This window comes from Halomonas dongshanensis (assembly GCF_024790395.1).
In the GTDB taxonomy this organism is placed as follows: Bacteria; Pseudomonadota; Gammaproteobacteria; order Pseudomonadales; family Halomonadaceae; genus Vreelandella; species Vreelandella dongshanensis.
Genome location: NZ_JAJISC010000004.1, coordinates 14,721 through 35,463 on the forward strand (window position 1 = coordinate 14,721; position 20,743 = coordinate 35,463).

Annotated in this window: 24 protein-coding genes; 1 reads left to right on the top strand and 23 read right to left on the bottom strand. The window is 60.1% G+C overall.

What is annotated here, in order from left to right:
• Positions 1-105: 105 nt before the first annotated feature.
• The 6 genes from LLY24_RS09130 to phaR are packed head-to-tail and all read right to left on the bottom strand — an operon-like array spanning position 106 to position 4,331.
• The gene (locus LLY24_RS09130; RefSeq protein WP_259035988.1) at positions 106-741 is read right to left on the bottom strand and encodes a 3-demethoxyubiquinol 3-hydroxylase; all 636 of its coding nucleotides are present in this window, start codon (positions 739-741) and stop codon (positions 106-108) included.
• A 30-nt stretch (positions 742-771) separates the two neighbouring features.
• Positions 772-1,113 carry a histidine triad nucleotide-binding protein gene (locus tag LLY24_RS09135; protein WP_259035989.1) on the bottom strand — a complete coding sequence of 114 codons (342 nt, stop codon included), beginning with the start codon at positions 1,111-1,113 and terminating at the stop codon, positions 772-774.
• Positions 1,114-1,158: 45 nt separating this feature from the next.
• Positions 1,159-2,031 carry a phosphoribulokinase gene (locus LLY24_RS09140; protein WP_259035990.1) on the bottom strand — a complete coding sequence of 291 codons (873 nt, stop codon included), beginning with the start codon at positions 2,029-2,031 and terminating at the stop codon, positions 1,159-1,161.
• Positions 2,031-2,471, bottom strand: coding sequence for an acyl-CoA thioesterase (locus LLY24_RS09145; protein WP_259035991.1), 441 nt, complete (start codon positions 2,469-2,471; stop codon positions 2,031-2,033). The genes LLY24_RS09140 and LLY24_RS09145 overlap by 1 nt, the downstream gene beginning before the upstream one ends.
• A 40-nt stretch (positions 2,472-2,511) precedes the next feature.
• A complete protein-coding gene (gene purD, locus LLY24_RS09150) occupies positions 2,512-3,807 on the bottom strand; it encodes a phosphoribosylamine--glycine ligase (RefSeq protein WP_259035992.1) in 1,296 nt (431 codons plus the stop codon).
• Positions 3,808-3,863: 56 nt separating this feature from the next.
• Positions 3,864-4,331, bottom strand: coding sequence for a polyhydroxyalkanoate synthesis repressor PhaR (gene phaR / locus LLY24_RS09155; protein WP_259035993.1), 468 nt, complete (start codon positions 4,329-4,331; stop codon positions 3,864-3,866).
• 163 nt (positions 4,332-4,494) lie between these two features.
• Between phaR and LLY24_RS09160 the strand changes: the two genes are divergently transcribed.
• Positions 4,495-5,208, top strand: a complete 714-nt coding sequence (locus LLY24_RS09160; protein WP_259035994.1) for a 16S rRNA (uracil(1498)-N(3))-methyltransferase — start codon at positions 4,495-4,497, stop codon at positions 5,206-5,208.
• Between the two features lie 19 nt (positions 5,209-5,227).
• Here LLY24_RS09160 and rloA3 read toward each other — a convergent pair whose 3' ends face one another.
• The 17 genes from rloA3 to rpsR all read right to left on the bottom strand — a co-directional run bounded on the left by rloA3 (position 5,228) and on the right by rpsR (position 20,733).
• On the bottom strand, positions 5,228-5,809 hold the full coding sequence (rloA3, locus tag LLY24_RS09165) for a retropepsin-like aspartic peptidase RloA3 (RefSeq protein ID WP_259035995.1): 582 nt from the start codon (positions 5,807-5,809) through the stop codon (positions 5,228-5,230).
• A 254-nt stretch (positions 5,810-6,063) separates the two neighbouring features.
• Positions 6,064-7,353 carry a lytic murein transglycosylase gene (locus LLY24_RS09170; protein WP_259035996.1) on the bottom strand — a complete coding sequence of 430 codons (1,290 nt, stop codon included), beginning with the start codon at positions 7,351-7,353 and terminating at the stop codon, positions 6,064-6,066.
• Positions 7,354-7,446: 93 nt separating this feature from the next.
• The gene (locus LLY24_RS09175) at positions 7,447-8,886 is read right to left on the bottom strand and encodes a DASH family cryptochrome (protein WP_259035997.1); all 1,440 of its coding nucleotides are present in this window, start codon (positions 8,884-8,886) and stop codon (positions 7,447-7,449) included.
• A 231-nt stretch (positions 8,887-9,117) separates the two neighbouring features.
• Positions 9,118-9,522, bottom strand: a complete 405-nt coding sequence (mnhG, locus tag LLY24_RS09180; RefSeq protein WP_259035998.1) for a monovalent cation/H(+) antiporter subunit G — start codon at positions 9,520-9,522, stop codon at positions 9,118-9,120.
• Positions 9,515-9,784, bottom strand: coding sequence for an MrpF/PhaF family protein (locus tag LLY24_RS09185; protein ID WP_259035999.1), 270 nt, complete (start codon positions 9,782-9,784; stop codon positions 9,515-9,517). The genes mnhG and LLY24_RS09185 overlap by 8 nt, the downstream gene beginning before the upstream one ends.
• Entirely contained in the window at positions 9,784-10,257 is a 474-nt protein-coding gene (locus LLY24_RS09190; RefSeq protein WP_259036000.1) for a Na+/H+ antiporter subunit E, read from the bottom strand. Before LLY24_RS09190 ends, LLY24_RS09185 begins: the two co-directional genes overlap by 1 nt.
• On the bottom strand, positions 10,254-11,831 hold the full coding sequence (locus LLY24_RS09195) for a Na+/H+ antiporter subunit D (protein WP_259036001.1): 1,578 nt from the start codon (positions 11,829-11,831) through the stop codon (positions 10,254-10,256). Before LLY24_RS09195 ends, LLY24_RS09190 begins: the two co-directional genes overlap by 4 nt.
• Complete coding sequence (locus tag LLY24_RS09200; protein WP_259036002.1) at positions 11,828-12,175, bottom strand: Na+/H+ antiporter subunit C; 348 nt, start codon at positions 12,173-12,175, stop codon at positions 11,828-11,830. The genes LLY24_RS09195 and LLY24_RS09200 overlap by 4 nt, the downstream gene beginning before the upstream one ends.
• Before the next feature lie 45 nt (positions 12,176-12,220).
• The gene (locus tag LLY24_RS09205) at positions 12,221-12,652 is read right to left on the bottom strand and encodes a Na+/H+ antiporter subunit B (protein WP_259036003.1); all 432 of its coding nucleotides are present in this window, start codon (positions 12,650-12,652) and stop codon (positions 12,221-12,223) included.
• The gene (locus tag LLY24_RS09210; protein WP_259036004.1) at positions 12,645-15,047 is read right to left on the bottom strand and encodes a putative monovalent cation/H+ antiporter subunit A; all 2,403 of its coding nucleotides are present in this window, start codon (positions 15,045-15,047) and stop codon (positions 12,645-12,647) included. Before LLY24_RS09210 ends, LLY24_RS09205 begins: the two co-directional genes overlap by 8 nt.
• A 160-nt stretch (positions 15,048-15,207) precedes the next feature.
• Positions 15,208-16,305, bottom strand: a complete 1,098-nt coding sequence (hemH, locus tag LLY24_RS09215; RefSeq protein ID WP_259036005.1) for a ferrochelatase — start codon at positions 16,303-16,305, stop codon at positions 15,208-15,210.
• A 441-nt stretch (positions 16,306-16,746) separates the two neighbouring features.
• Complete coding sequence (locus LLY24_RS09220) at positions 16,747-17,049, bottom strand: DUF6482 family protein (RefSeq protein ID WP_259036006.1); 303 nt, start codon at positions 17,047-17,049, stop codon at positions 16,747-16,749.
• Positions 17,050-17,199: 150 nt separating this feature from the next.
• The gene (locus tag LLY24_RS09225; RefSeq protein WP_259036007.1) at positions 17,200-17,493 is read right to left on the bottom strand and encodes a hypothetical protein; all 294 of its coding nucleotides are present in this window, start codon (positions 17,491-17,493) and stop codon (positions 17,200-17,202) included.
• A gap of 88 nt (positions 17,494-17,581) precedes the next feature.
• Positions 17,582-18,979: a replicative DNA helicase gene (dnaB, locus tag LLY24_RS09230; RefSeq protein WP_259036008.1), complete on the bottom strand. Its 1,398-nt coding sequence runs from the start codon at positions 18,977-18,979 to the stop codon at positions 17,582-17,584.
• Positions 18,980-19,182: 203 nt separating this feature from the next.
• Positions 19,183-19,629: a 50S ribosomal protein L9 gene (gene rplI / locus LLY24_RS09235; protein ID WP_259036009.1), complete on the bottom strand. Its 447-nt coding sequence runs from the start codon at positions 19,627-19,629 to the stop codon at positions 19,183-19,185.
• A gap of 15 nt (positions 19,630-19,644) precedes the next feature.
• Positions 19,645-20,493 (bottom strand): YybS family protein, encoded by an 849-nt coding sequence (locus LLY24_RS09240; protein WP_259036010.1) that lies wholly within the window; start codon positions 20,491-20,493, stop codon positions 19,645-19,647.
• A 12-nt stretch (positions 20,494-20,505) separates the two neighbouring features.
• The gene (gene rpsR / locus LLY24_RS09245) at positions 20,506-20,733 is read right to left on the bottom strand and encodes a 30S ribosomal protein S18 (protein WP_023004506.1); all 228 of its coding nucleotides are present in this window, start codon (positions 20,731-20,733) and stop codon (positions 20,506-20,508) included.
• Between the last annotated feature and the right edge of the window lie 10 nt (positions 20,734-20,743).

The following is a 20,743-nucleotide window of genomic DNA, read 5'->3' on the forward strand; positions in this document are numbered from 1 at the left end:
CTGTTGTGTACCATGTCGTCCATATCATGGTGCTGCTTTCTAAGCGTTGGCGATAAGCGCGAATTCGTCAAGTTGGCTTAGATGGGGCATTCTCAAAAAAGCGCTTCAAACGTGATAAACGAGCTTGGCGAAAAGCCGTGTCACGCCGCGAAAACCCCACTCAAGCGGTGCCGGTAGGCGCGCTCCGCCCGCCTCCAGGGCCAGCTGTGCGCCATGGGCGTTGTCGCGCCCCATGCGTTTAAATAGCGCCTGGGTCGGCGCGTCGTCTGCGGGAAGCTGCAGCGCTTGCGCCTGGCACTGCCGCGCGGCGCGCTCGGTTGCGCTTGCAACCATCCCCAGGCCTGCGCGATCACTCACGAGCGTTACGCCCGCGCCGGCTCCCAGGGCGCCGATAAACACCAGCGGCGCCAACGGGCTTGGGCGGCTTTCAAGGGTGCGTAACCGCTGGTCGCACCAGATGACGTGATCCATGGCGTGCTGCAGGCTTGATTCGCGCTCGCCCGATGCCTGGGTGGACGCCATCCGCTCGCCCATTCCCAGCCCCAATTGCCCCGCTTCGCTGGCATGACGCACGCGCAGCCAGCCCGTGCTGCTACGCCGCGCCGCACTGGTTAGCGCCACCGGAGGCAGATCGAGGGCTGGATTGGCGCGCTCGGCGCTGGCCTCTCCCGGGCAGAGGGTGCGTAAAACGCGATCGAAGTGGCCTATCCATTCGTCCCGGCGGTGAAGTTGTCGCTCCATGAAAACCTCCAGCAGTAGCGGGGTGAACGCCTAACCGGCGGGCCAGGAGAAAGCGCGACCGCCCATCAGGTGCATATGGATATGGTAGACCGTCTGCCCGCCCAATTCGTTGCAGTTCATCACTACGCGGTAGCCGTCCTCGGCGAAGCCCTGCTGCTTGGCGAGCTTGGCCGCAGTGAACTGCAGCCGCCCGATCAAGGCGAGATCCGCTTCGTCGATATCGTTGAGCGTAGCGATGTGCTTTTTGGGAATGATGAGCTGGTGCACCGGCGCCTGCGGGGCGATGTCGTTGAACGCCAGGACCTCGTCGTCTTCGTAGACAATGTCGGCAGGAATCTCGCGGGCAATGATCTTACAGAACAGGCACGTCATTCGGCTCTCCTTGAGTTGGAAGGTGTTATCGGGTTCGACGCACGCTCAGCGAAAGCGCCGCTGGGCCAAGAGGTGGCGCACCAAAGGCGCAAGAATCAGCTCCATGGCCAGAGACATACGCGCCCCCGGCACCACCAGGGTGTGCGGCCGAGTCATGAAGGCATCTTTGATCATCGCCAGGAGCCAAGGAAAATCGACGGTGGAAGGGTCGCGAAAGCGAATGACCACCAGCGACTCGGCATCAGTTGGAATGTCCTGGACCTCGAAGGGGTTCGACGTATCCACCGTCGGCACGCGCTGAAAGTTGATGTGGGTGCGCGAGAACTGGGGTTGGATATAGCGCACGTAATCATCCATCCGCCCCAGGATGGTATCGATGACCGCCTCCTGGGAGTAGCCGCGCAGCTTGGTATCGCGATCGATCTTCTGGATCCACTCAAGGTTCATGGTCGGCGCCACCCCGACCAATAAGTCGACATGGCGGGCGATATCGAACGTCGGCGTGACGAGGCCACCGTGCAAGCCTTCGTAAAAAAGCAGATCCGTGCCGCAAGGCAGCGACTGCCACTCACTGAAGGTGCCAACGCGAAACCCCGCCTCGATCTTCTGCTTATCCTCGGCGTGAATGTAGTGCCGAAAGGTGCCGGTGCCGTGCTCACCATACTCGACGAAGAGCGCATCGAGGCGGTCGAGCAGGTTGGCCTCGACGGCAAAGTGCGACAGCTCGTGCTTACGCTCGGGCTCTTCGCGAAAGATGCGCTGCAAATCGTCACGCGTATAGCGGTGAAACGCGTCGCCGTCGACGAAGGCCGCGTGTACGTCTTCGCGCTGAAACATGCGCTCGAAGCTACGTCTGACCGTTGTCGTCCCGGCCCCGGAGGAGCCCGTTACGGCAATGATGGGGTATTCGCGCGACATCAGCTCTGCCTCGCGCTGGCTAGCGCCTGACGCACGGCGCTGGGAATGGTGACCGGGCGCCCCGTCTTGGGGTCGAGCAGCAACAGATTCAGCCGCGCGGTGGCTACCGGCGTTTGCGTGTCCGCCTTGAGCACGCGGTGATACACGGTCAGCGCCTTGCCGCTGGCATCGGGGATAGCGGTCTCGACGCTCAAGGCGTCGGGAAAACGCGCTTCGCTCTGGTACTGAATGGCAAGGTCGGCCACCACACTTACCAGGCCGCCCATGTCCCACTCCTTGAGCGCCAGCGCCGCTAAGGCATTGCTGCGCGCTTCGTGAAGCAGAGACACCAGCGCGTCGTGCCCCAGATGACGACCATAGTTCATGTCGGTGATACGCACCGTCAACGGATGCCGATGAACGACATCATCGGCAGGAAAGGCAAGCGTGACACGTTCCATGGCAGCGTCCTGATCAGTGGTGGTCAGTGGCGCCTCGACATTAACGCTTGTCCTGCTCACGAGCAATCGCCCGATAGGCGATATCGCGGCGATATTCGACATCGGCCCAGGTGATCGCCTCGACACCGCGATAAGCTTGCTGCTGGGCAGCGGATACCGTCTCCCCCAGGGCCGTGACGCAGAGCACGCGTCCACCAGCGCTCACTACGGCGTTTTGTGCGTTCAGTGCCGTACCCGCGTGGAACACCTTACAGCCTTGTGTTTCCGCGTCCGCAAGCCCTTCGATGATATCGCCCTTGCGGTAGCTTCCGGGATAGCCGCCTGCGGCCATGACCACGCCTACGGCGGGGCGCACATCCCAAGTGCACTCAGCCTCGGCCAAACGCCCTTGTGCTCCGGCCAGGCACAGCGCGGCGAAGTCGGACGTTAAACGTAGCATGATCGGCTGGGTTTCCGGGTCACCAAAGCGGCAGTTGTATTCGATCACCTTGGGGTTGCCTGCGGCATCGACCATCAGCCCCGCGTAGAGGAAGCCGGTGTAGGCGTTGCCCTCTTGAGCCATGCCCTCGACGGTCGGACGAATCACCTGCGCCATGATGCGATCGAACACCGCCTGAGTCACCACCGGCGCTGGCGAGTAAGCGCCCATACCACCGGTATTGGGACCAGTGTCGCCATCGTAAGCACGCTTGTGATCCTGGCTCGTGGCCATGGGAACGATGTATTCGCCGTCGACCATGACGATGAAACTCGCCTCTTCGCCCTCGAGGAACTCCTCGATCACCACGCGCGCGCCCGCGTCGCCGAAGGCGTTGGCTTCGAGCATGTCACGTACGGCGGCTTCGGCCTCGGCTTCGCTCATGGCGACGATGACGCCCTTGCCTGCCGCCAGCCCATCGGCCTTGATGACGATGGGAGCGCCCTTCTTGGCTAGATAAGCCAGCGCCGGCTCGATCGCCGTAAACGTCGCGTACTCGGCGGTGGGAATTTGATGGCGGGCGAGAAAGTCTTTGGTGAACGACTTGGAGCCTTCGAGCTGGGCCGCCTGCTGCGTGGGGCCGAAGATGGCCAAGTTGGCAGCGCGAAAGCGATCGACAACGCCCGCAACGAGCGGCGCCTCAGGCCCCACGACGGTCAGCGCCACGCCATTTTGCTGAGCGAAGTCGACCAGTGCATCGATGTCGCTGGCATCGATGGCCACGTTGGTCAGCTTGTCTTCTCGCGCGGTACCGGCGTTACCGGGAGCGACGAAGACCTCGTCAACGCTGGCGGACTGCGCCAGTTTCCAGGCCAAGGCATGCTCGCGACCGCCGCCGCCAATCATCAAGACTTTCATGGGTATCCTTCTCGAAGGTAAGCGTGAATGCGCGGCATTATGCCATAGCCCAGGGCTTATGAGCGCTTGTCGTCGTGGGTGTCGTCACTGGAAGAGGGCATCGACTGCTTGAACGCGGTCTGCCAGAAGCGCATGTTCTCTTCGGCAAGCTCACGCATGAACTCCATGGGCGAGTGGCGCATCGCCTGCTGCCACTGACTCTGCATGCGTTTTTGCTGCTCCAGCATCAGTTGGGTGCCCTGCTCCAGATAGCGCGATAGCGGCAGCGGCGACGACATATCGTAGACGCGGATCAGCTGCGCCAGCAGGTCGTTGGAGAACACCTCGGCTTTGCCGTCGGCCTGCTCTTGCTCGATAATGATCGACAGCAGGATCGTTCGCGTGAGATCTTCGCCGCTTTTGGCATCCTCGACGCGAAAGGGCTCTTCTTCCAGAATCAGGCGGCGCAGATCTTCTAAGGTGACATAGCGGCTCTGCTGCGTATCGTACAACCGACGATTGGCATACTTGCGAATTACGCGCACGGCGTTTCTCCTTGAACGCGACACTGGGATCTTCCCAGGTTCATCATAGGGCATTCCCGTTAGCCGTCATTGTGCCTGCGTCACGCCTTCATGCAAGCCACTTTGCCCCACGACCCGTTTGGCATACGGCGCCATCGCTCTACCAGGATCACGACCGCTACTCATGAACCTCATCCTTCTCGACCCCGCCGAGCTCATCGAACCCGACCTTGCTCACCTAACCGATACCCGGCGCCTGACGCACCTACGCGACGTTCACCGCGTCCAGGTCGGTGACACGCTCACCGTGGGGCTGCTCGACGGCCAGATGGGCCGAGCGCGCCTGGAAACATTGACGCCGCAAACGGCTACGCTGCGCATCGAGACGCTGAACACGCCGCCGCCAGCGCCGCTACCGGTGCATCTGGTGCTCGCCCTGCCCCGCCCGCGCATGCTGGCGCGCTCGCTCGAACACGTCACTGCTCTCGGGGTAAAAGAGATCACCCTGCTGCATACCAAGCGCGTAGAGAAGAGCTACTGGCAGTCGCCGGAACTCAAAGAGGAGAAAATTCATCAGCATCTGGTACTGGGGCTCGAACAGGCACGCGATACCGTGCTGCCACGTATCACCTTGTGCAAAGGGTTCAGGGCCTTTCTCGACGACCAACTGCCCGAGCTGTTACAAACCCGCCAGGGGCTAGTGGCGCATCCCGGCATGGCGAACGCCTGCCCGCGTGGGGTGAGCGCGCCAACGCTGCTGATGGTGGGGCCAGAGGGTGGCTTCATTGCCTGGGAGGTCGAGCAGTTACTCGAAAGCGGCTGCCAGGGGATTCATCTCGGCGAGCGCATCTTGCGGGTGGAAACCGCCGTGACAGCGCTGCTGTCACGGCTTTTCTAAGCGTTTATTACTGCGTTACTCACTCGTCGTCAGCGTCGCTATCGTCAACATCGCCATCTTCGTCGGCGTTGTGGGCGACGTATTCGGCATCATCGGCGCAGTCGGGTGACTGCAAGAAGGTGTTGCGCACGTCCAGAAGGCCGAGGTGGCTGATAGTGCGCCGTCCCAGCAGCAAGGGGTAGAGCATCTCCTCGCGGTCACGCAGGCTGAACTGCTCCTCATAAATGGTGTTGCCCATACAGATATCGAGCAGCACCACGGGGCGCTCGTCGCGACCGCCTGCACCGCGCACCTTCTGCTCGCGGTAGAGCGGGCGCTCGATCACGTCGCTGAAGGTCTCGCCGTTGCTCTGATCCTCCAGGCGCAGACGAAAGCGCACCCACTCCTCGTCTTCCTTCTCGAAGGTTTCGATATCGCGGGCGTCCAATGACGAGGTCAACGCGCCGCTATCGAGCTTGGCCTTGACGGTGATGTCCCACGGATGGATAGAAGCGTTTTCCACCCAGCCAAACACCTCTTCGTCCTGCGCCATCGATACGCTGGAAAACGTCAAGGCGCTACCCAGCGCGCCGATGAGAAGCGAAGATTTCACATTACGCATGCAAGCATCCTTGTTGAATAGCATTTAGCCAATAGCACTTATGCAAAGCGCCCTCGTAACAGCTGATTGAAACCGGTGGCATATATCATCAAAAACCACCCGGGCGCCTGACCTTCCCGATCACAGCGCCCTATGCACAAACGCCTTATGTGCACAAACGCCTTATGTACAAATGTTGCTATGTACAGACGCACCCACGTAAAAGCGCACCTATGTGCAAGCGCCCTTGTAAATAAGCCTTGAGCGGCAACGCCCTAGGCGGTCGCTCGGCGCAGGCGCTCCAAAAGCTCCTGAGTGGCAAAGCCATCGGGGATGAGCCCTTGGTCGCGCTGGAAGGCGCGAAGGCCTTGGCGCGTGTTGGGACCCATGACGCCATCGGCACCGCCCACCGAATAACCGGCATCGTTCAGACGGCGCTGAAGCTCTTGGACATCGTCGCGGGTCAAAGGTGCCTGATCACGCGGCCAGTCGTGCTGAATGCCGGGGCGCTGGGCGATGGCGTCACCAAGCGTTGCCACAGCCAGGGCGTAGCTGGTGGCGTTGTTATAGCGCAAGATGGCGCGGAAGTTGGGGCCAACGAGAAAAGCCGGCCCTTGGGCCCCCGCAGGCACCACGATGGCGGCGCTATCGAAAGCCGGCAGATTGCCGCCGCTGTAGGGGCGCACACCCTGGGCGGCCCACTCTTGACTGCTTTTGCGCTCGGTTTGGGCGTAGTCGAAGCCTTGCGGCAGCGTCACTTCCACACCCCACGGCTGGCCTGTCCGCCACCCGGCACGGGCGAGATAGTTGGCGGTCGACGCCATGACATCAGGGATGCTGCCCCAGATGTCGCGCCGCCCATCGCCGTCGCCATCTACGGCGTAGGCTTCGAAGCTGCTAGGAATGAATTGGGTATGCCCCATCGCACCCGCCCAGGAGCCCAGCATATGCTCGGCGTCGATATCGCCTGCATCGATGATACGCAGCGCCGAGAGCAGCTCGCCTCGGGCAAAATCACGCCGTCGCCCTTCGTAGGCGAGGGTGGCGAGCGCATCGAGGGTCGAGAAGCTACCGAAGTTACTGCCATAGTTACTCTCGATGCCCCAGATCGCCACGATGATCTCGGCGGGCACGCCGTAGCGCGCCTGCATCGTCTGCGCCGTATCACGGTGCTCGGCTAAACGCTCGCGGCCAGTGGTGATACGTGCGTTTGAGACCGCCGAGTCAAGATACTCCCAAATAGGGCGCACGAACTCGGGTTGGTAACGGTCGAGCTCGATTACCCGCTCGCGAAAGCGCACCTTATCCAGCGTCTGGGTCAACGTTGCTTCGCTAATTCCTTCGGCGGCGGCGTAGCGGCGAAACTCGTCAAGCCAATGGTGAAAACTTGCGTAGCGCACCTGCTCGGCCGCGCGGGCATCGACTTCGGTCATGAGCTGAACGTTGGCCGATGCGCTAGCGACACCCCCCAACGACAGTGAAAGCGTAACGAGTGAAAACGCCAGCGGGCGAAGTGAACGGCCCTTGTCAGGCGCAGAGAAGGCGGTAACGCGGCGGTATGGCATCGTGTCTATCCTTGAGCGCTAATAAAACCATCATCGACTCTCGCGATGATGGCGCAGAATCCCTGTCGATTCCAGACTAGCCTAGATGAGCGCTTACTCCTCCGCCTCCTCCATCTCATCGAGCGTGGCCGTGGCACTTTCGGGATCGACGAGCCAGCGCTCCCACGCACTTGGGTTCACCACGGGGGCGGCAAACCGCGCAGGGTCGATACGCCAGGGCTGATGACGCCCTACCCCCGGCGACAGCGTCTTGAGCGCTGGCAGCCAGTGGGCCACGTAAAGCCCTTTGGGATCGTAGTGACACCCTTGCTTGAGCACATTGAAGTAGCGATCCGGGCGCGGGTCACGCCCAACCCCGGCGATATAGCGCCAGTTGCCCCAGTTGCTCGCCACGTCGTAGTCGATTAGGCAGTGCTCGAACCAGGCAGCTCCCAAGCGCCAATCGACGCCAAGGTCCTTGACCAAAAAGCTAGCGACGTTCTGGCGTGCACGGTTGGGCATCCACCCGGTCAACGCCAGCTCGCGCATGGCGGCATCGATGAAAGGCACGCCCGTGCGCCCATCGCGCCAGCGCTTGAAAGCCTCATTGACGGGCGGCAGCTCACGCGCGCCGTACATCCGCGTGCGTTCGTGCTGGGCCACTCGCCAGAAGTAGTCGCGCCACATGAGCTCGAACTTGATCCAGTAGCTCGATTCGGTCGCGCCGTAGTCCTTCTCCCACGCCCTGACCTGATCGAACACCTGGCGCGCTGAAAGGCAGCCCTGGGCCAGCCACGCTGAAAGCCGCGTCGAGAAGCGCTCACCCAAGAGCCCGTCGCGGGTTTTCTTGTACGAGTGCCCGCCCATATGGCGCCAGAGATAGTCGTAAAGACGCTCGCGTCCGGCCACTTCGCCCCCCTCACAAAGCGCCCCCTGACGCTCGTCGGGCTGCCACTGAGCACTCAGCGGGCAGACGGAGGTTAACGATGGAAAGCCGCGCGGCGCATCGGGCCAGGGAGGCAACGATACCGCTGCCTTATGGCTTTGCTCCACCTCGGCCACCGCCTCTACTTGGCGACGAAAAGCGGAAAAACTGCCGGGCAGTTCCTCGCAGGCGAAAGGCAGCTGATCGCCATCGAAGAGATAGCCGTTCTCGAGCTCGATTAGCTCGGTATCAGGCGGCAATCCACAGCGCACGCGCTCGGTTTGCGCGCGCTCATCGGCGCCGCCGTGATCGGCGACGCGCACGGCGCGCGCCTGGTGTCGTGTGGCAAGCTCGAGCACCACCTCGGCCGGGTCGCCCACGCGCACGAGCAAGTCACTGCCTAATTGGAGGAGCTCCCCGCGCAGCGCAATCAGGCTTTGCCATAAAAAGTTAAGCCGCGCAGGGCCGATACGCGCGTGCGGCTCACCCCCAAAAACCGGTGCTAGCCAGCGCTCATCGAGCACGTACACGCACAGTAACTGATCTGGCCGCGCGTCAAAATGCAGCAGCCGATTGTCCGCTACACGCAAATCCTCCCTTAGCCATACAATATCGATAACGCCCGTCAAAACAGACCTCCTGGCGTTGATGGGTGGCATTTCATTAATTTTAAAAAATGTTATCAATTACAGTATAGACAGCAATACCAATACAATACAATTACTGTACATCCACAGATATTGCGTCGCCAAGCACAGCGCCCTCTATGGCGTGAAAACGACGCGAAAAAAAGCGCCAACCCATCGCTATGAGGCTGGCGCTTTTATTCGACGATTTATTATTTAACGTGTGAGGGGGTGTTATTCGGGATCGGTTTCGCGCGGCTGACGCTTGGCGTTCTCTTCGGTTTCGAGCCCACTTTTGAGCGCGTGAGTGAGCGGATCATAGTTGGGCCGGAGCTCATCCTTTACCGTACCGCTCCAGAGCTTGGAGCCAACGAAATAGCCCGCCCGACCAATCACGTGCGCCGCAACCGGCGCAGTCAACAAAATGAAGACGATCACCGCCAGCGAACGGGCCACCACCCCGACTTCGGAGAAATGCATGGCATTGGCCAGCATCACCAGAATGACGCCCAGAGCCGCCGCCTTGGTGGTGGCATGCATACGCGTTAGCAGATCCGGCAGGCGCAAAAGCCCGATAGCGGCCAGCAGCATTAAAAGCGCGCCGACGATCAACAGCGTGCCTTTGATGACGTCAATCATCGCGCGGCCCTCCGCGTTCGAGAAAACGAGCAAAGCCGATGGCAGCCAAAAACCCCATGAGCGCGATCACGATGGCGGCATCGAGAAAGTTGGCTACACCCGACTGAATGGCGTAAACACCCACGAGCCCCACCACCGTAGTGGAGAAAAGCTCCAGCGCCACGACCCGGTCCGGCAGGCTCGGCCCCCGTACCACGCGCACGAAGGCAAGCACCAGCGCCAGGCTCATGATCACCTGGCTGATCAAGATAACGGTATCCATCAGCGAAACAGCTCCAGTGCACGGTGTTCCATCTCCTTGAGGTTGCGCCGAAGCTCCTCCTCGTCGTCCAGGAACATGGCATGAATGTAGAGAACCCTACGATCGTCCGAGACGTCCAGGCTCAGCGTTCCCGGCGTCAGCGAGATCAGGTTGGCGACCATGGTGATCTCCATCTCGGTACGCGCCGACAGCGGAAAGGCAATTACCCCTGGCTGCATGTGCCAAGGCGGCGTCAAGATATCGAAGGCCACGCGCAAGTTTGCCTGAATAAGCTCTTTGATGAAGAACAGCACGAAGCCGATAAAGCGCGGCACCCGCGCCGGATAGCCTTTCAGCGCCTCCAGGTGCGGCTCGATCAGCACTAGGGTGATATAGCCAAAGACCAGCCCCACCAGTAGGTTCAACCCGGTGAAGTCACCGCTGAGCAGCACCCAGGCAAGGCCTAAGAGCAAATTCCAAATAGCGCCGGTCATGGGCTCACCTCCTCGGTATCGAGCGCCTCGAGCAGCGCATCGTCAGCGCTCGCGGTAACCCCAAGTACAGCCTCGATATAGCCTTGTGGCGACATCAGCTGCTCGCCGATGGTATTCATCACCAGCATGATCGGCTCGGCAAAGAGGCCAATCATCAACGAAGCTCCAGCGAGCACGATCACCGGTAGGTACATCATCCATAGGCTCGGCTTGATCAAACGGCCATCGTCACCGCTCGGCGTTACCTCGGCAGGCACGTCGTTCTCCTCGGGCAGCGCCTTCCAGAAAACTTCGTTCCATATCTTGACCATGGAGTAGAGCGTCATCAGCCCCACTGCCAACGCAATCGCCGTGGCGACGTAGGCTTCGGCCTCGAAGCCCGCGCGAACGATGACGAACTTGGCGAAGAAGCCGGAGAGCGGCGGCACACCGGCGAGCGAAAAGGCCGAGATGAAAAACGCCACCGCAAGCCAAGGGCGCGTACGAAAGAGCCCGCCCATTTTCTTCAGCTGATAGGTGCCCTGCAAACGATGGGTGATGCCGCTGATCAAAAACAGATTGGTCTTGACCACGATGTTATGTCCGATGGCGAAAACGCCTCCGGCGATGGCGAGCGGCGTATAGAGCGCAAGCCCCAAGATCATGTAGCCAATCTGGCTAACGATGTGAAACGAGAGAATACGACGGAATTCGTACTGGGCTGCCGCACCCAGCACGCCTGTCACCATGGTGAAGACCGCGCCCCAGATCATGATCTCCTGCAAATACCCCATCGACTGATCGAAGATCAGGGTGAAGACGCGAAATAGCGAATAGACCCCCACCTTGGTCAACAGTCCAGCAAAGAGTGCCGATACGGCGACCGTCGGCGTGTGGTAGGAGGCCGGCAGCCAGAAAAACAGCGGAAACGCCGCCGCCTTGATGCCAAAGGCGATCATGAACATCACCGCCAATACTTCGACCATGCCACGGTGTTCGGCAGCGTTCATACGCAAGGCGATATCGGCCATGTTGAGCGTACCCACCGTGCCGTAAAGAAGCCCCACTGCGCTCAGGAAAATGACCGAGGCCAGAAGGTTCAGCGTCACGTACTTGATCGCCCCCTCCATCTGCGCGCGTTCGCCGCCCAGGATCAGCAGCGCAAATGACGCCACCAGCATCACTTCGAACCAAACGTAGAGGTTGAAGATATCGCCAGTGAGAAAAGCCCCGGCAACGCCTGCGAGTAGCAGGTGCATCAGCGGATAGTAGCCAAACTTTTCGTGCCCACGACCGGTGGAGGCCAAGGAGTAGATACCCATGGCGAGGCCGATCAACGCAGTGAGCAAAATCATCACGGCGCTGAGCATGTCAGCGATCAAGGTGATACCGAAAGGTGCAGGCCAGCTGCCCATCTGCATGGTGACGTAGTCATCTTGTAGCACCGAGGCAAAAAGCCACAGGCTGACGACTAGCAGAGCAACGTTACCCGCCACCGAGATGAAGCGCTGCACCGGACGAGAGCGCCAGAACAGCAGTGACAGCGCTCCAGACAGCAGCGGCAAAAGAACGGGAAGAGCGACTTCGGGCCTCACGTATCGGTATCCTTCATCTTGTCCAGATCATCGGCCTTGACCACCTCGTAGGCACGGCGAATGAGCACCACTGCAAAAGCCAGTACGCCAAAGGCGATGACGATAGCGGTGAGTACCACGGCTTGAGGGAGTGGGTCGGCCACGCCTGGCGGTGGCTGGCTCATCCCCTCGGCAATCAGCGGTGGTACACCACGGGTCATGCCTGCCGTCGTGAAGATCAAAAGGTTCGCTGCATTGGAGAGCAGCATCAAGCCGATGACCAGTTTGACGATGGAGCGCCGCAGCATCATGAAGATCGCCGTGGCGTAGAGCAGGCCAATGGCCAGCGCCATCAAAGGTTCCATGGCGTTCCTCCCGTTTCCAGCAAGCACACATCCAGTAACTGTCGTTCAGGGCTCATCCTTGTCCACCTCCATCAGCCACATCACCATCCCCATGACCGAACCGAGTACGGCAAGATAAACGCCAATATCGAAGATCAGCGGCGTCGAGGCCTTGAACTCGATGCCGGGAATCGTCCACCACTGCGCGGTCAAAAAGGGCTGACCCATGAACCAGGCGGGCACCACCGAGATCATTCCCAATAGCAGCCCTAACCCGATCAGATCGCGCGGGTCGACCATACGCAGCACCTCTTTAGTGGCGCTTACCCCAAAAGCGAAGAGATAGAGCGTAAATCCACCTGCCGCCACCAGCCCGGCAATAAAGCCACCGCCTGGCTCATCGTGGCCGCGCAGCAGTAAGAACACCGAAAACAGCAGTTGCAGCGGCATGAGAAAGCGCGCAGCGGTATTGAGAATGATCGTGCCGGACTTAACCATGGCGCGCCTCCTGGGTAATCCCCTCTTGATCGATAGTCTTGCGCGCACCGCCCTGCTTATCTCCGCCCGACTTGTCGCCGCTCTGCTTGTCCGCGCCCTTTTCACTCCCCGCGTGACGTAGCTTGAGCATGGCAATGACCCCAACCGCTGCCAACGCCAACACGAACATCTCGCCCAGCGTATCCAGCGCGCGGTAGTCGACCAAAATGACGTTGACGATATTGCGTCCATGGGCCAGTGGCGCGCTGTTCTCCACCATATAGGTCGAGATCGGCTCGAACTGCTCGATGCTCCAGCCAGTCAAGATGAGCAAGCACATGAGCGTACCCACCGAGGCGGCGACGGCGCCGTCGCGCACGCGCTCGAGCCCGGTCGAGAGGCTCGAAAAGCGCGGCAGACGAAACAGCACCAACACCAGCAAGATGACGGTCAGCGTCTCGACCAAGAGCTGAGTAATACCCAGATCCGGCGCGCTGAAAAGAATGAAGGTCAGCGCGATGGAGAAGCCCATGATGCCGACCGATACCACCGCGCCCAGACGCGAACGCGCGATGGTAGCGAACAGAGCGCCCATCGCCATGGTGCCGACCACCATCGCCTCGTGGAAGCGCACGTCGAACTCGAAGGCCAAAATCGGCGAGTGGCGCACCAAAATAGAGTTGCCGATGAGCGCGACCAAGATCAGCAGCATCACCATGATGTAGTTACGCATGTAGCCGTTTTGCAGCACGCGTGTTTGCCATTCGGCGAAGCGCACGATGGCATTGAGCCCGGCTTCGTAGCCCGCCTCCGGCCCCCGGCGCATCACCGGCGCCAGCACGGCCAAACGCGCCCGTAGGCCATCCCAGCGGGTAAAAAGCCAATACCCCACGCCCAAGCTCACCAGCGACATGATCAGCGGCACGTTGATGCCATACCAAAGCGATAGCGTCACCTCGACCGGCGCACTACCCACGGCCCCCGCCGCCGCGCTCAGAAGCGCATTACCACCCAGCACGGCAGGTACGATGCCCAGCGCAAGCGAACTCACGGCCAACAGCGCCGGGCCAACCAACATGCCCAGCGGCGCCTCGTGAGGCACGCGCGGCGTTTGGTGGCGCTTACCAAAGAAGGGACGCAGGGCGATGATGGCTGCAACGGCGATGGTCAAGCACGCAGCGACAAATGCGAACAGCGTCATCAATAGCGAAAAGCGTTCGGCGCCGGTCACCGCTTCGAGCATCAGCTCCTTGCCAATGAAGCCGAACAGCGGGGGCACCCCGGCAAGCGACAGTGCTGCCACCATGGCGATCACGGCGGTAACCGGCATCAGCGGCCTCAACCCGCCCATGGCGGTGACATCCTTGGTACCGGTCTCGTGATCCAGAATTCCCGCCACCATGAACAGCGCCCCTTTGTAGAGCGAGTGTGCGAGTAAGAAGGTAACGAAGGCCGTCAGCGCATACTCGCTGCCCACGCCCAACAGCATGGTCAGGGTGCCGAGCGCCATGATGGTCGAGTAGGCGAGAAGCTTTTTGATGTTAGTGTGCTGGATCGCCAAAAAAGCGCCCGTCAGCATGGTAAAGGCGCCGACCACCGAGAGCAGCCCCACCCACAGCGGCGTACCGCCAAGCTCCGAGTGCAGGCGTGCCAGTAGATAGATGCCCGCCTTGACCATGGTCGCCGAGTGTAGATAGGCCGAGACCGGCGTGGGGGCCGCCATGGCGTTGGGGAGCCAGAAGTGAAACGGGAACTGCGCCGACTTGGTGAAGGCGCCTAGCAGCAGGCAGAGCAGCATTGGCGTATAGAGTGCATGCTCGCGCAGATCACCCTCCATGGCGCGAATCTCGGCCAGCGACCAGCTGCCGCTCGCCACGCCCAGGAGCGTCAGTCCCGCCATTAGTGCCAGACCGCCACCAAAGGTGACGAATAGCCCTTGGCGCGCCGATTTACGCGCCTCGATATCGTTATGATTGAAGCCGATCAGCAGGTACGAGGTAACGCTGGTCAGCTCCCAGAAGATGAATAGCGTCAGCAGGCCATCGGCCATCACCAGCCCCAGCATCGAGACCATGAAAGCGATCAGGGCAATATGAAAGCGCACAAGCCCCGAATGCCCCTTGAGATAACTTCCGGCATACACCAGCACACAGGTGCCAATGACCGTAATCAAGAGCGCGAACAGCAGCGATAGGCCATCGAGCAGAAAACTTAGGCTGATGCCTAGCGATGGCACCCATGCCCACTCGAAAAGTAGCGTCCCCTGCTCCACCACTAGCGGCGCCTGGGAAAAGAGCCACGCGGCTAGCAGCGCTGGAAACAGTGCCAACACCAAACTGGTGCGATCGGCGAACCAGCGGTGCAGAAGCGGCGACGCGGCGGCCAGCACGAACCCCATCAGTACGGCGAATTGCATCGGGCTAAATCTCCTGAATGGCGCCTAATCGGCATGCCCTCCAAACGGCCAAACACCGTTGAAAGCTAGGCAACGCCATGTTTTCACAGTAATCCCTAAAGGTTAGACCTTATAGTAGGCAATCCCCGCTGACCAGCCAGTCAATTAAACGCAAACGGTGCTATTCCCTGAATGACGTGTCTTCATTAGGCGTAAGCCATCCGGCCAATTCGTCACCGGCAATCGCTACCAGCGCCTGGATATGATCGTCACGATCGTTGAGGCAGGGAATGTAGCTGAACGTTTCGCCACCCGCGGCGATGAAGCTATCGCGAATCTCTTCTTGGATCTCTTCAAGTGTCTCGACGCAGTCGGCGGCAAACGCCGGTGACGCGATGGCGATATGCCGATGTCCCTGGCGCGCCAAGGCGGCAACATGCTCGACCGTTTGTGGCCCCACCCACTTTTCCGGACCGAACTGCGACTGAAACGCGGTATCGACCTCGGCCTCATCGAACCCCAGCCGTTCGCGCAAAAGTCGCGTGGTCTTCTGGCACTGGCAGTGATAGGGATCGCCTTCAAGCAGATAGCGCTCGGGTACGCCGTGATAGCTCATCACAAGCTTGGTCGGGCGCTCATCGAAGCTTGCATAGGCCTCTTCGATGGAGCTTGCCAATGCCTGCTGATAAGCCGAATGCTCGAAATAAGCAGGAACGGTACGCAGCGCAGGCTGCCATTTCATTTTCATCAAGGCGCGAAACGCCTCATCGTTGGCCGTGGCCGTAGTGGGCGAGCCATACTGGGGGTAGAGCGGAAAGAAAACGATTCGCTTGCAGCCTTTCTGCTGCAGGCGATTAAGCACGCTGCGCGTCGATGGGTTGCCATAACGCATGCAAAAGTCGACCTCAACGGTATCGCCATGGCGCGCTTTCATGGCGCGGGCGAATTTTTCGGTCTGTGCCCGGGTGATGGTGAGCAGTGGGCTTTCGTTCTTCTCCTGATTCCAAATGCTCTTATACGCCTTACCCGAAGAGAACGGACGCCGGGTCAAAATGATCAGCTGTAACAGCGGCTGCCACTTCCAGCGCGGGTAGTCGACCACGCGCTGATCGGAGAGAAACTCACTCAGATAGCGGCGCATCGACCAGTAATCGGTAGCATCGGGTGTCCCCAAGTTGGCCAGCACCACCCCTACCTTACCGCGAGCGATGGGCGGATGATCGCTTGGCGCCGAGGACGATGGGGCGCGAACAGGCGTAGCGGTAGACGTAGCGGTCATGAGGGCTCCTTAATAGAGCTAACACAAATAGCTCTAACGTAAGTAATGCGGACGGCAAGCGGCGCTCGGATGAAAAGCAGCCAGTATTTCGCCTCCATGCTACCACTTTTAGATGGAATGGCCGCATGAACTTATACTATCGATGCCATTTGTATAAGTTGCGGACAAAGCACAAATACCGAACAAAGGCATTCAGCGCAGGCTTATGTGAGGAGGAGCTAGTAAGGGGCGTTACGAGGGAAATGTCTGCGGGGCCGGCGGCGGGTTGACTTACGACCTGCCTGCCGGAAAGTATCTTACTTAGCGTATCGATCTTAAGTTACTTCTACCACTGGGTTGCTACTGCGTTTTTCTACCACTATTTTCTAGCGGCTGCGTTTTTTCTAGCGACTGTGCTTCTCTAACGGGTGGCGCCGAAAGGAGAGCGCCCACGCCGCTATATCAAAACACCAGCGGCATGCGCGATGTCAGCGGTTCACTATAGTGGGCGTCGCGGCCAATCACTTCGTCGTGGGGCACGTGCTGCACAAGGTAGGCGCGATGAATGCCCGCACGTTTGAGTTCGAGATAGACATCGTCCAATGAGCGAAACAGCATCGGCTTGTTGCGTTGGGTGAGCATATGGCGCTCGCCTTCTACGTCCTCTAGCTCTAGCTGGTAGCAGCGGCTGCCCGAGAGCGTGATCACGCGAATCTCGAAGTTTTCATGACTGGCGACGAACTGCTTCAACTCCTTCAGTTCCATGGTTCCCTCCTGTTTGTGATAGTCGATTCCAAACCTAGCATGGCAAAGGTCCGTGACACTCCTGTGTCCAGATCATTGCAGCCCTATGACGCTCACAATGCAAGAGAGTTCCTTGCTTAGCCGCTATATTTAGCCGATTCCGCTACGAAATTATTGGTATTCAGAAGGATCTATCGCCTTACCCAGGGAGTTGCGATCGATCCATTTACCCGCCTTGGTCTCTTTATAGCGAAAGACCACGCGATCGCCCACGCTGACCGGCACTTCGGCATCTTCGGTCTGATAACTATAGGCCTCACCCTCGACCACCAGATGGTAGCGGTACAGGTCAGGCATACCCAGCCACTCCTTGAAAGGGCCTTCGCGCTCGAGCGACTCGAGCGCGCCGCGCGCCTCGAGCTTAGGGGTACGTTGACGGTTGCCGCGACGAAAACCACCTGCCATGTGCGCTACTCCTCTACCGATACCGGTTTACCTGTGAAAGGCTCGGCATTATACGGCCTCGCTCAGGACTCTCAAGCGACGGCGGCGATTATTCGCCAAAGGCCTCGCCGTAGCTATCAGGCGCAAGGTCCTCGAAACGCGTGTACTTACCGATGAACGCCATGTGCACCGTGCCGATGGGGCCATTACGCTGCTTACCGATGATCAGCTCGGCAAGCCCTTTGTTGTCAGGGTTGTCGCTGTTGTAGACCTCGTCGCGGTAGACGAAAGCGATGACGTCGGCATCCTGCTCGATGGCGCCCGATTCGCGCAAGTCCGACATTACCGGGCGCTTGTTGGGGCGCTGCTCCAGCGAGCGGTTGAGCTGCGAAAGCGCCACCACCGGGCAGCCGAACTCTTTGGCGATCCCTTTTAGCGAACGCGAAATTTCCGAGATCTCCCCGGTACGGTTCTCGTTGAAACCAGGAATCTGCATCAGCTGAAGGTAGTCGATCATCACCAGCGCCATATTGCCGTGTTCACGCACCACGCGGCGTATGCGCGAGCGCATCTCGTTGGGCGAAAGCGCGGCGGTATCGTCGATGAACAGTTGCTTGTCCTTGAGCAGGTTCACCGCCGAGGTCAGGCGCGGCCAATCCTCGTCTTCGAGCTGACCGCTACGCACCCGCGTTTGGTCGATGCGCCCAAGCGACGAGAGCATCCTGAGCATTAGCGATTCGGCGGGCATCTCCATGGAGAACACCATGACCGGCTTGTCGCTCGAAATGACCGCATGCTCGACCAGGTTCATGGCGAAGGTGGTCTTACCCATGGAAGGGCGCCCGGCGATGATCACCAAATCAGAGGGCTGCAGGCCCGAGGTCATCTCGTCGAGATCGCGAAACCCGCTCGAAAGGCCGGTCATTTCGCCTTTGAGGTTGAACAGCTCATCGATACGATCGACCGCCTTGGTAAGTAGATCGCTCATCCCGATGGGACCACCGGTCTTGGGTCGCTCCTCGGCGATCTGGAACACCAGCCGCTCGGCTTCGTTGAGCAGCTCGTCAGCCGGACGGCCTTGCGGAGCGAACGCCCCCTCGGCGATCTGGTTAGCCGCACGGATCAGCTTGCGTAGCGTCGCGCGCTCGCGAACGATGTCGGCGTAGGCGCGAATATTGCTGGCCGAGGGCGTGTTGCGCGCAAGCTCGGCCAGAAAAGCGAGCCCACCGACCGTATCGAGCTGGTCGCGCGCCTCCAGTGCCTCGGAGAGCGTCACCACGTCCAGTGGCTGTGCCGATTCGGCCAAGTGGATCATGACGTTGAACAGCAAACGATGTTCGTAGCGATAGAAGTCGTCGGCCACCAGACGTTCGGAAACGCTATCCCACGCTTGGTTATCCAGCATGAGCCCGCCCAGCACCGACTGCTCGGCTTCGAGCGAGTGCGGCGGAAGCTTCAGCGCGGCGGTTTCCCGATCGGGCGCAGGCGGCTCCTGTAGATCCTGCATGACAAACTCCTTCGACCCTAAACGATACGACGATGCCTAATGACAGTGTCTAATGACAGTGCCCAATAACGCGGTGAGATATGTTAGCTCCGGCGGCGAAGGGAGACCAGCCGCCCGGACGGGAAAACGCAGGCAAAAAAAGGGCGCGGGAGATTTCCCGCGCCCTATTTCCCACGCCCTTTCAGCGTAGAGCGATTACTGGCTTATTCAGCAACCACGACAACGCGTACCGTAGCGTCGACTTCGGCGTGCAGATGCAGCTCGATGTCGTATTCGCCGGTCTGACGGATCGGACCGTTCGGCATGCGAACTTCGCTCTTGGCGACGTCGATACCGGCAGAAGAGATCGCGTCGGCCAGGTCGCGCGGACCGATAGAACCGAACAACTTGCCTTCGTCGCCGGCCTTGGAGACCAGAGAGAGCTCGATGTCGTTGAGCTGCTCAGCGCGCGCTTCAGCTTCCGCCTTACGCTCGGCTGCCTGAGCTTCGAGCTCGGCACGCTGCGCTTCGAACGCTTCGATGTTGTCCTTGGTTGCCGGTACGGCGAAGCCGTAAGGAACCAGGTAGTTACGACCGTAACCGGGCTTGACGGTGACCTTGTCACCCAGGCCGCCCAGCTTGCCAATTTTGTCGAGCAGAATGACTTCCATCTCGTAAACCTCGTGTCAATTGCTGCGGGAGAGGCGCGCGCGAATGTTCGCGAAAGTGTCGACGAACCCCAACAGCAGCACAATGAGAATCGTGGGCCAGGTCGTGACCAGTAAGGCGTAGAACGCCACCAGCCACAGCCCGCTCATTCCCTTCAAACCAATATAACCATGTACCAATGCAATGCCTGCCACCAGCAGCGGTACCCAGCCGATCATTGCCAGCGACTGCGCCCCGAGTAACAGCCCCACTACGTTCAACACGACGAGAACCAAAAGCTCTCTAGGCGTGAAGCGAAAGGCGTGAAACTCTTCGCGAAAGCCACCGGGGTTGTAGAGCCCGGCCTGCCATCCCCGCGCCAACGCTAGGCTTAGCGTGGAGCTGAGCAACACCATAAGCCCCGTTACCCCACCCACGATCATCACCGCCAGCGCCGCCGGATCGTAGCCGAGCTCGGTCAGACTGGTCAGCATACCGTCGACCTCGGCCGAGCTTTGGCGCATCTGCTCGATGAGCACGTTCGGGTCAACCAGCAGGTTGAAAAGCCCCAACTGCACCATGGCAGCGGTCGCCAACATGGCCACGAGCAGCGTTTCGCTCCAGCGCACTCGGGCGCGCAGCACCACGGCCATCAGCGTCGTCAGCAAAAGGCTCGCCAAGGGAATGGCGTCGCCTTGTACCCACCACCAGCCCGCAGGCACGGCAGCAGCGACGAACACAGGTAGCGCAGGCGCAAAGCCCTTGCGCAGGGTGACCAGAGCAGCAATGGCCGCACCCAGCCAAAACAGCCAGACAACGTTGGCCAACGCCGCACCGGCTGCCGCATAGGGCATGCCGCGCATTAGCCATCGAGCCAGGGCCAGCATCACGTTATCGGCTTACTGGTGGCTATCGGTGTAGGGCAGAAGCGCCAGGTAGCGAGCGCGCTTGACGGCTGTCGCCAGCTGACGCTGGTAGCGAGCCTTGGTACCGGTAATACGGCTAGGAACGATCTTGCCGGTTTCGGTGATGTAAGCCTTCAGCGTGTCGAGATCTTTGTAGTCGATCTGCTTGACGCCTTCGGCAGTGAAGCGGCAGAACTTACGGCGACGGAAAAAACGTGCCATGGAGTAGCTC

Bases quoted from the DNA above. Each gene is read 5' to 3' on its own strand.
- mnhG (WP_259035998.1), bottom strand. From the start codon at position 9,522: ATGATTGACGTCATCAAAGGCACGCTGTTGATCGTCGGCGCGCTTTTA.
- LLY24_RS09160 (WP_259035994.1), top strand. From the start codon at position 4,495: ATGAACCTCATCCTTCTCGACCCCGCCGAGCTCATCGAACCCGACCTT.
- LLY24_RS09205 (WP_259036003.1), bottom strand. From the start codon at position 12,652: ATGGTTAAGTCCGGCACGATCATTCTCAATACCGCTGCGCGCTTTCTC.
- purD (WP_259035992.1), bottom strand. From the start codon at position 3,807: ATGAAAGTCTTGATGATTGGCGGCGGCGGTCGCGAGCATGCCTTGGCC.
- rplI (WP_259036009.1), bottom strand. From the start codon at position 19,629: ATGGAAGTCATTCTGCTCGACAAAATTGGCAAGCTGGGCGGCCTGGGT.
- LLY24_RS09135 (WP_259035989.1), bottom strand. From the start codon at position 1,113: ATGACGTGCCTGTTCTGTAAGATCATTGCCCGCGAGATTCCTGCCGAC.
- LLY24_RS09185 (WP_259035999.1), bottom strand. From the start codon at position 9,784: ATGGATACCGTTATCTTGATCAGCCAGGTGATCATGAGCCTGGCGCTG.
- LLY24_RS09220 (WP_259036006.1), bottom strand. From the start codon at position 17,049: ATGGAACTGAAGGAGTTGAAGCAGTTCGTCGCCAGTCATGAAAACTTC.
- LLY24_RS09200 (WP_259036002.1), bottom strand. From the start codon at position 12,175: ATGGAACCTTTGATGGCGCTGGCCATTGGCCTGCTCTACGCCACGGCG.
- LLY24_RS09145 (WP_259035991.1), bottom strand. From the start codon at position 2,471: ATGGAACGTGTCACGCTTGCCTTTCCTGCCGATGATGTCGTTCATCGG.
- rpsR (WP_023004506.1), bottom strand. From the start codon at position 20,733: ATGGCACGTTTTTTCCGTCGCCGTAAGTTCTGCCGCTTCACTGCCGAA.
- dnaB (WP_259036008.1), bottom strand. From the start codon at position 18,979: ATGCAGGATCTACAGGAGCCGCCTGCGCCCGATCGGGAAACCGCCGCG.
- LLY24_RS09170 (WP_259035996.1), bottom strand. From the start codon at position 7,353: ATGCCATACCGCCGCGTTACCGCCTTCTCTGCGCCTGACAAGGGCCGT.
- LLY24_RS09190 (WP_259036000.1), bottom strand. From the start codon at position 10,257: ATGACCGGCGCTATTTGGAATTTGCTCTTAGGCCTTGCCTGGGTGCTG.
- LLY24_RS09140 (WP_259035990.1), bottom strand. From the start codon at position 2,031: ATGTCGCGCGAATACCCCATCATTGCCGTAACGGGCTCCTCCGGGGCC.
- LLY24_RS09225 (WP_259036007.1), bottom strand. From the start codon at position 17,493: ATGGCAGGTGGTTTTCGTCGCGGCAACCGTCAACGTACCCCTAAGCTC.
- LLY24_RS09240 (WP_259036010.1), bottom strand. From the start codon at position 20,493: ATGCTGGCCCTGGCTCGATGGCTAATGCGCGGCATGCCCTATGCGGCA.
- LLY24_RS09210 (WP_259036004.1), bottom strand. From the start codon at position 15,047: ATGCAATTCGCCGTACTGATGGGGTTCGTGCTGGCCGCCGCGTCGCCG.
- hemH (WP_259036005.1), bottom strand. From the start codon at position 16,305: ATGACCGCTACGTCTACCGCTACGCCTGTTCGCGCCCCATCGTCCTCG.
- rloA3 (WP_259035995.1), bottom strand. From the start codon at position 5,809: ATGCGTAATGTGAAATCTTCGCTTCTCATCGGCGCGCTGGGTAGCGCC.
- LLY24_RS09130 (WP_259035988.1), bottom strand. From the start codon at position 741: ATGGAGCGACAACTTCACCGCCGGGACGAATGGATAGGCCACTTCGAT.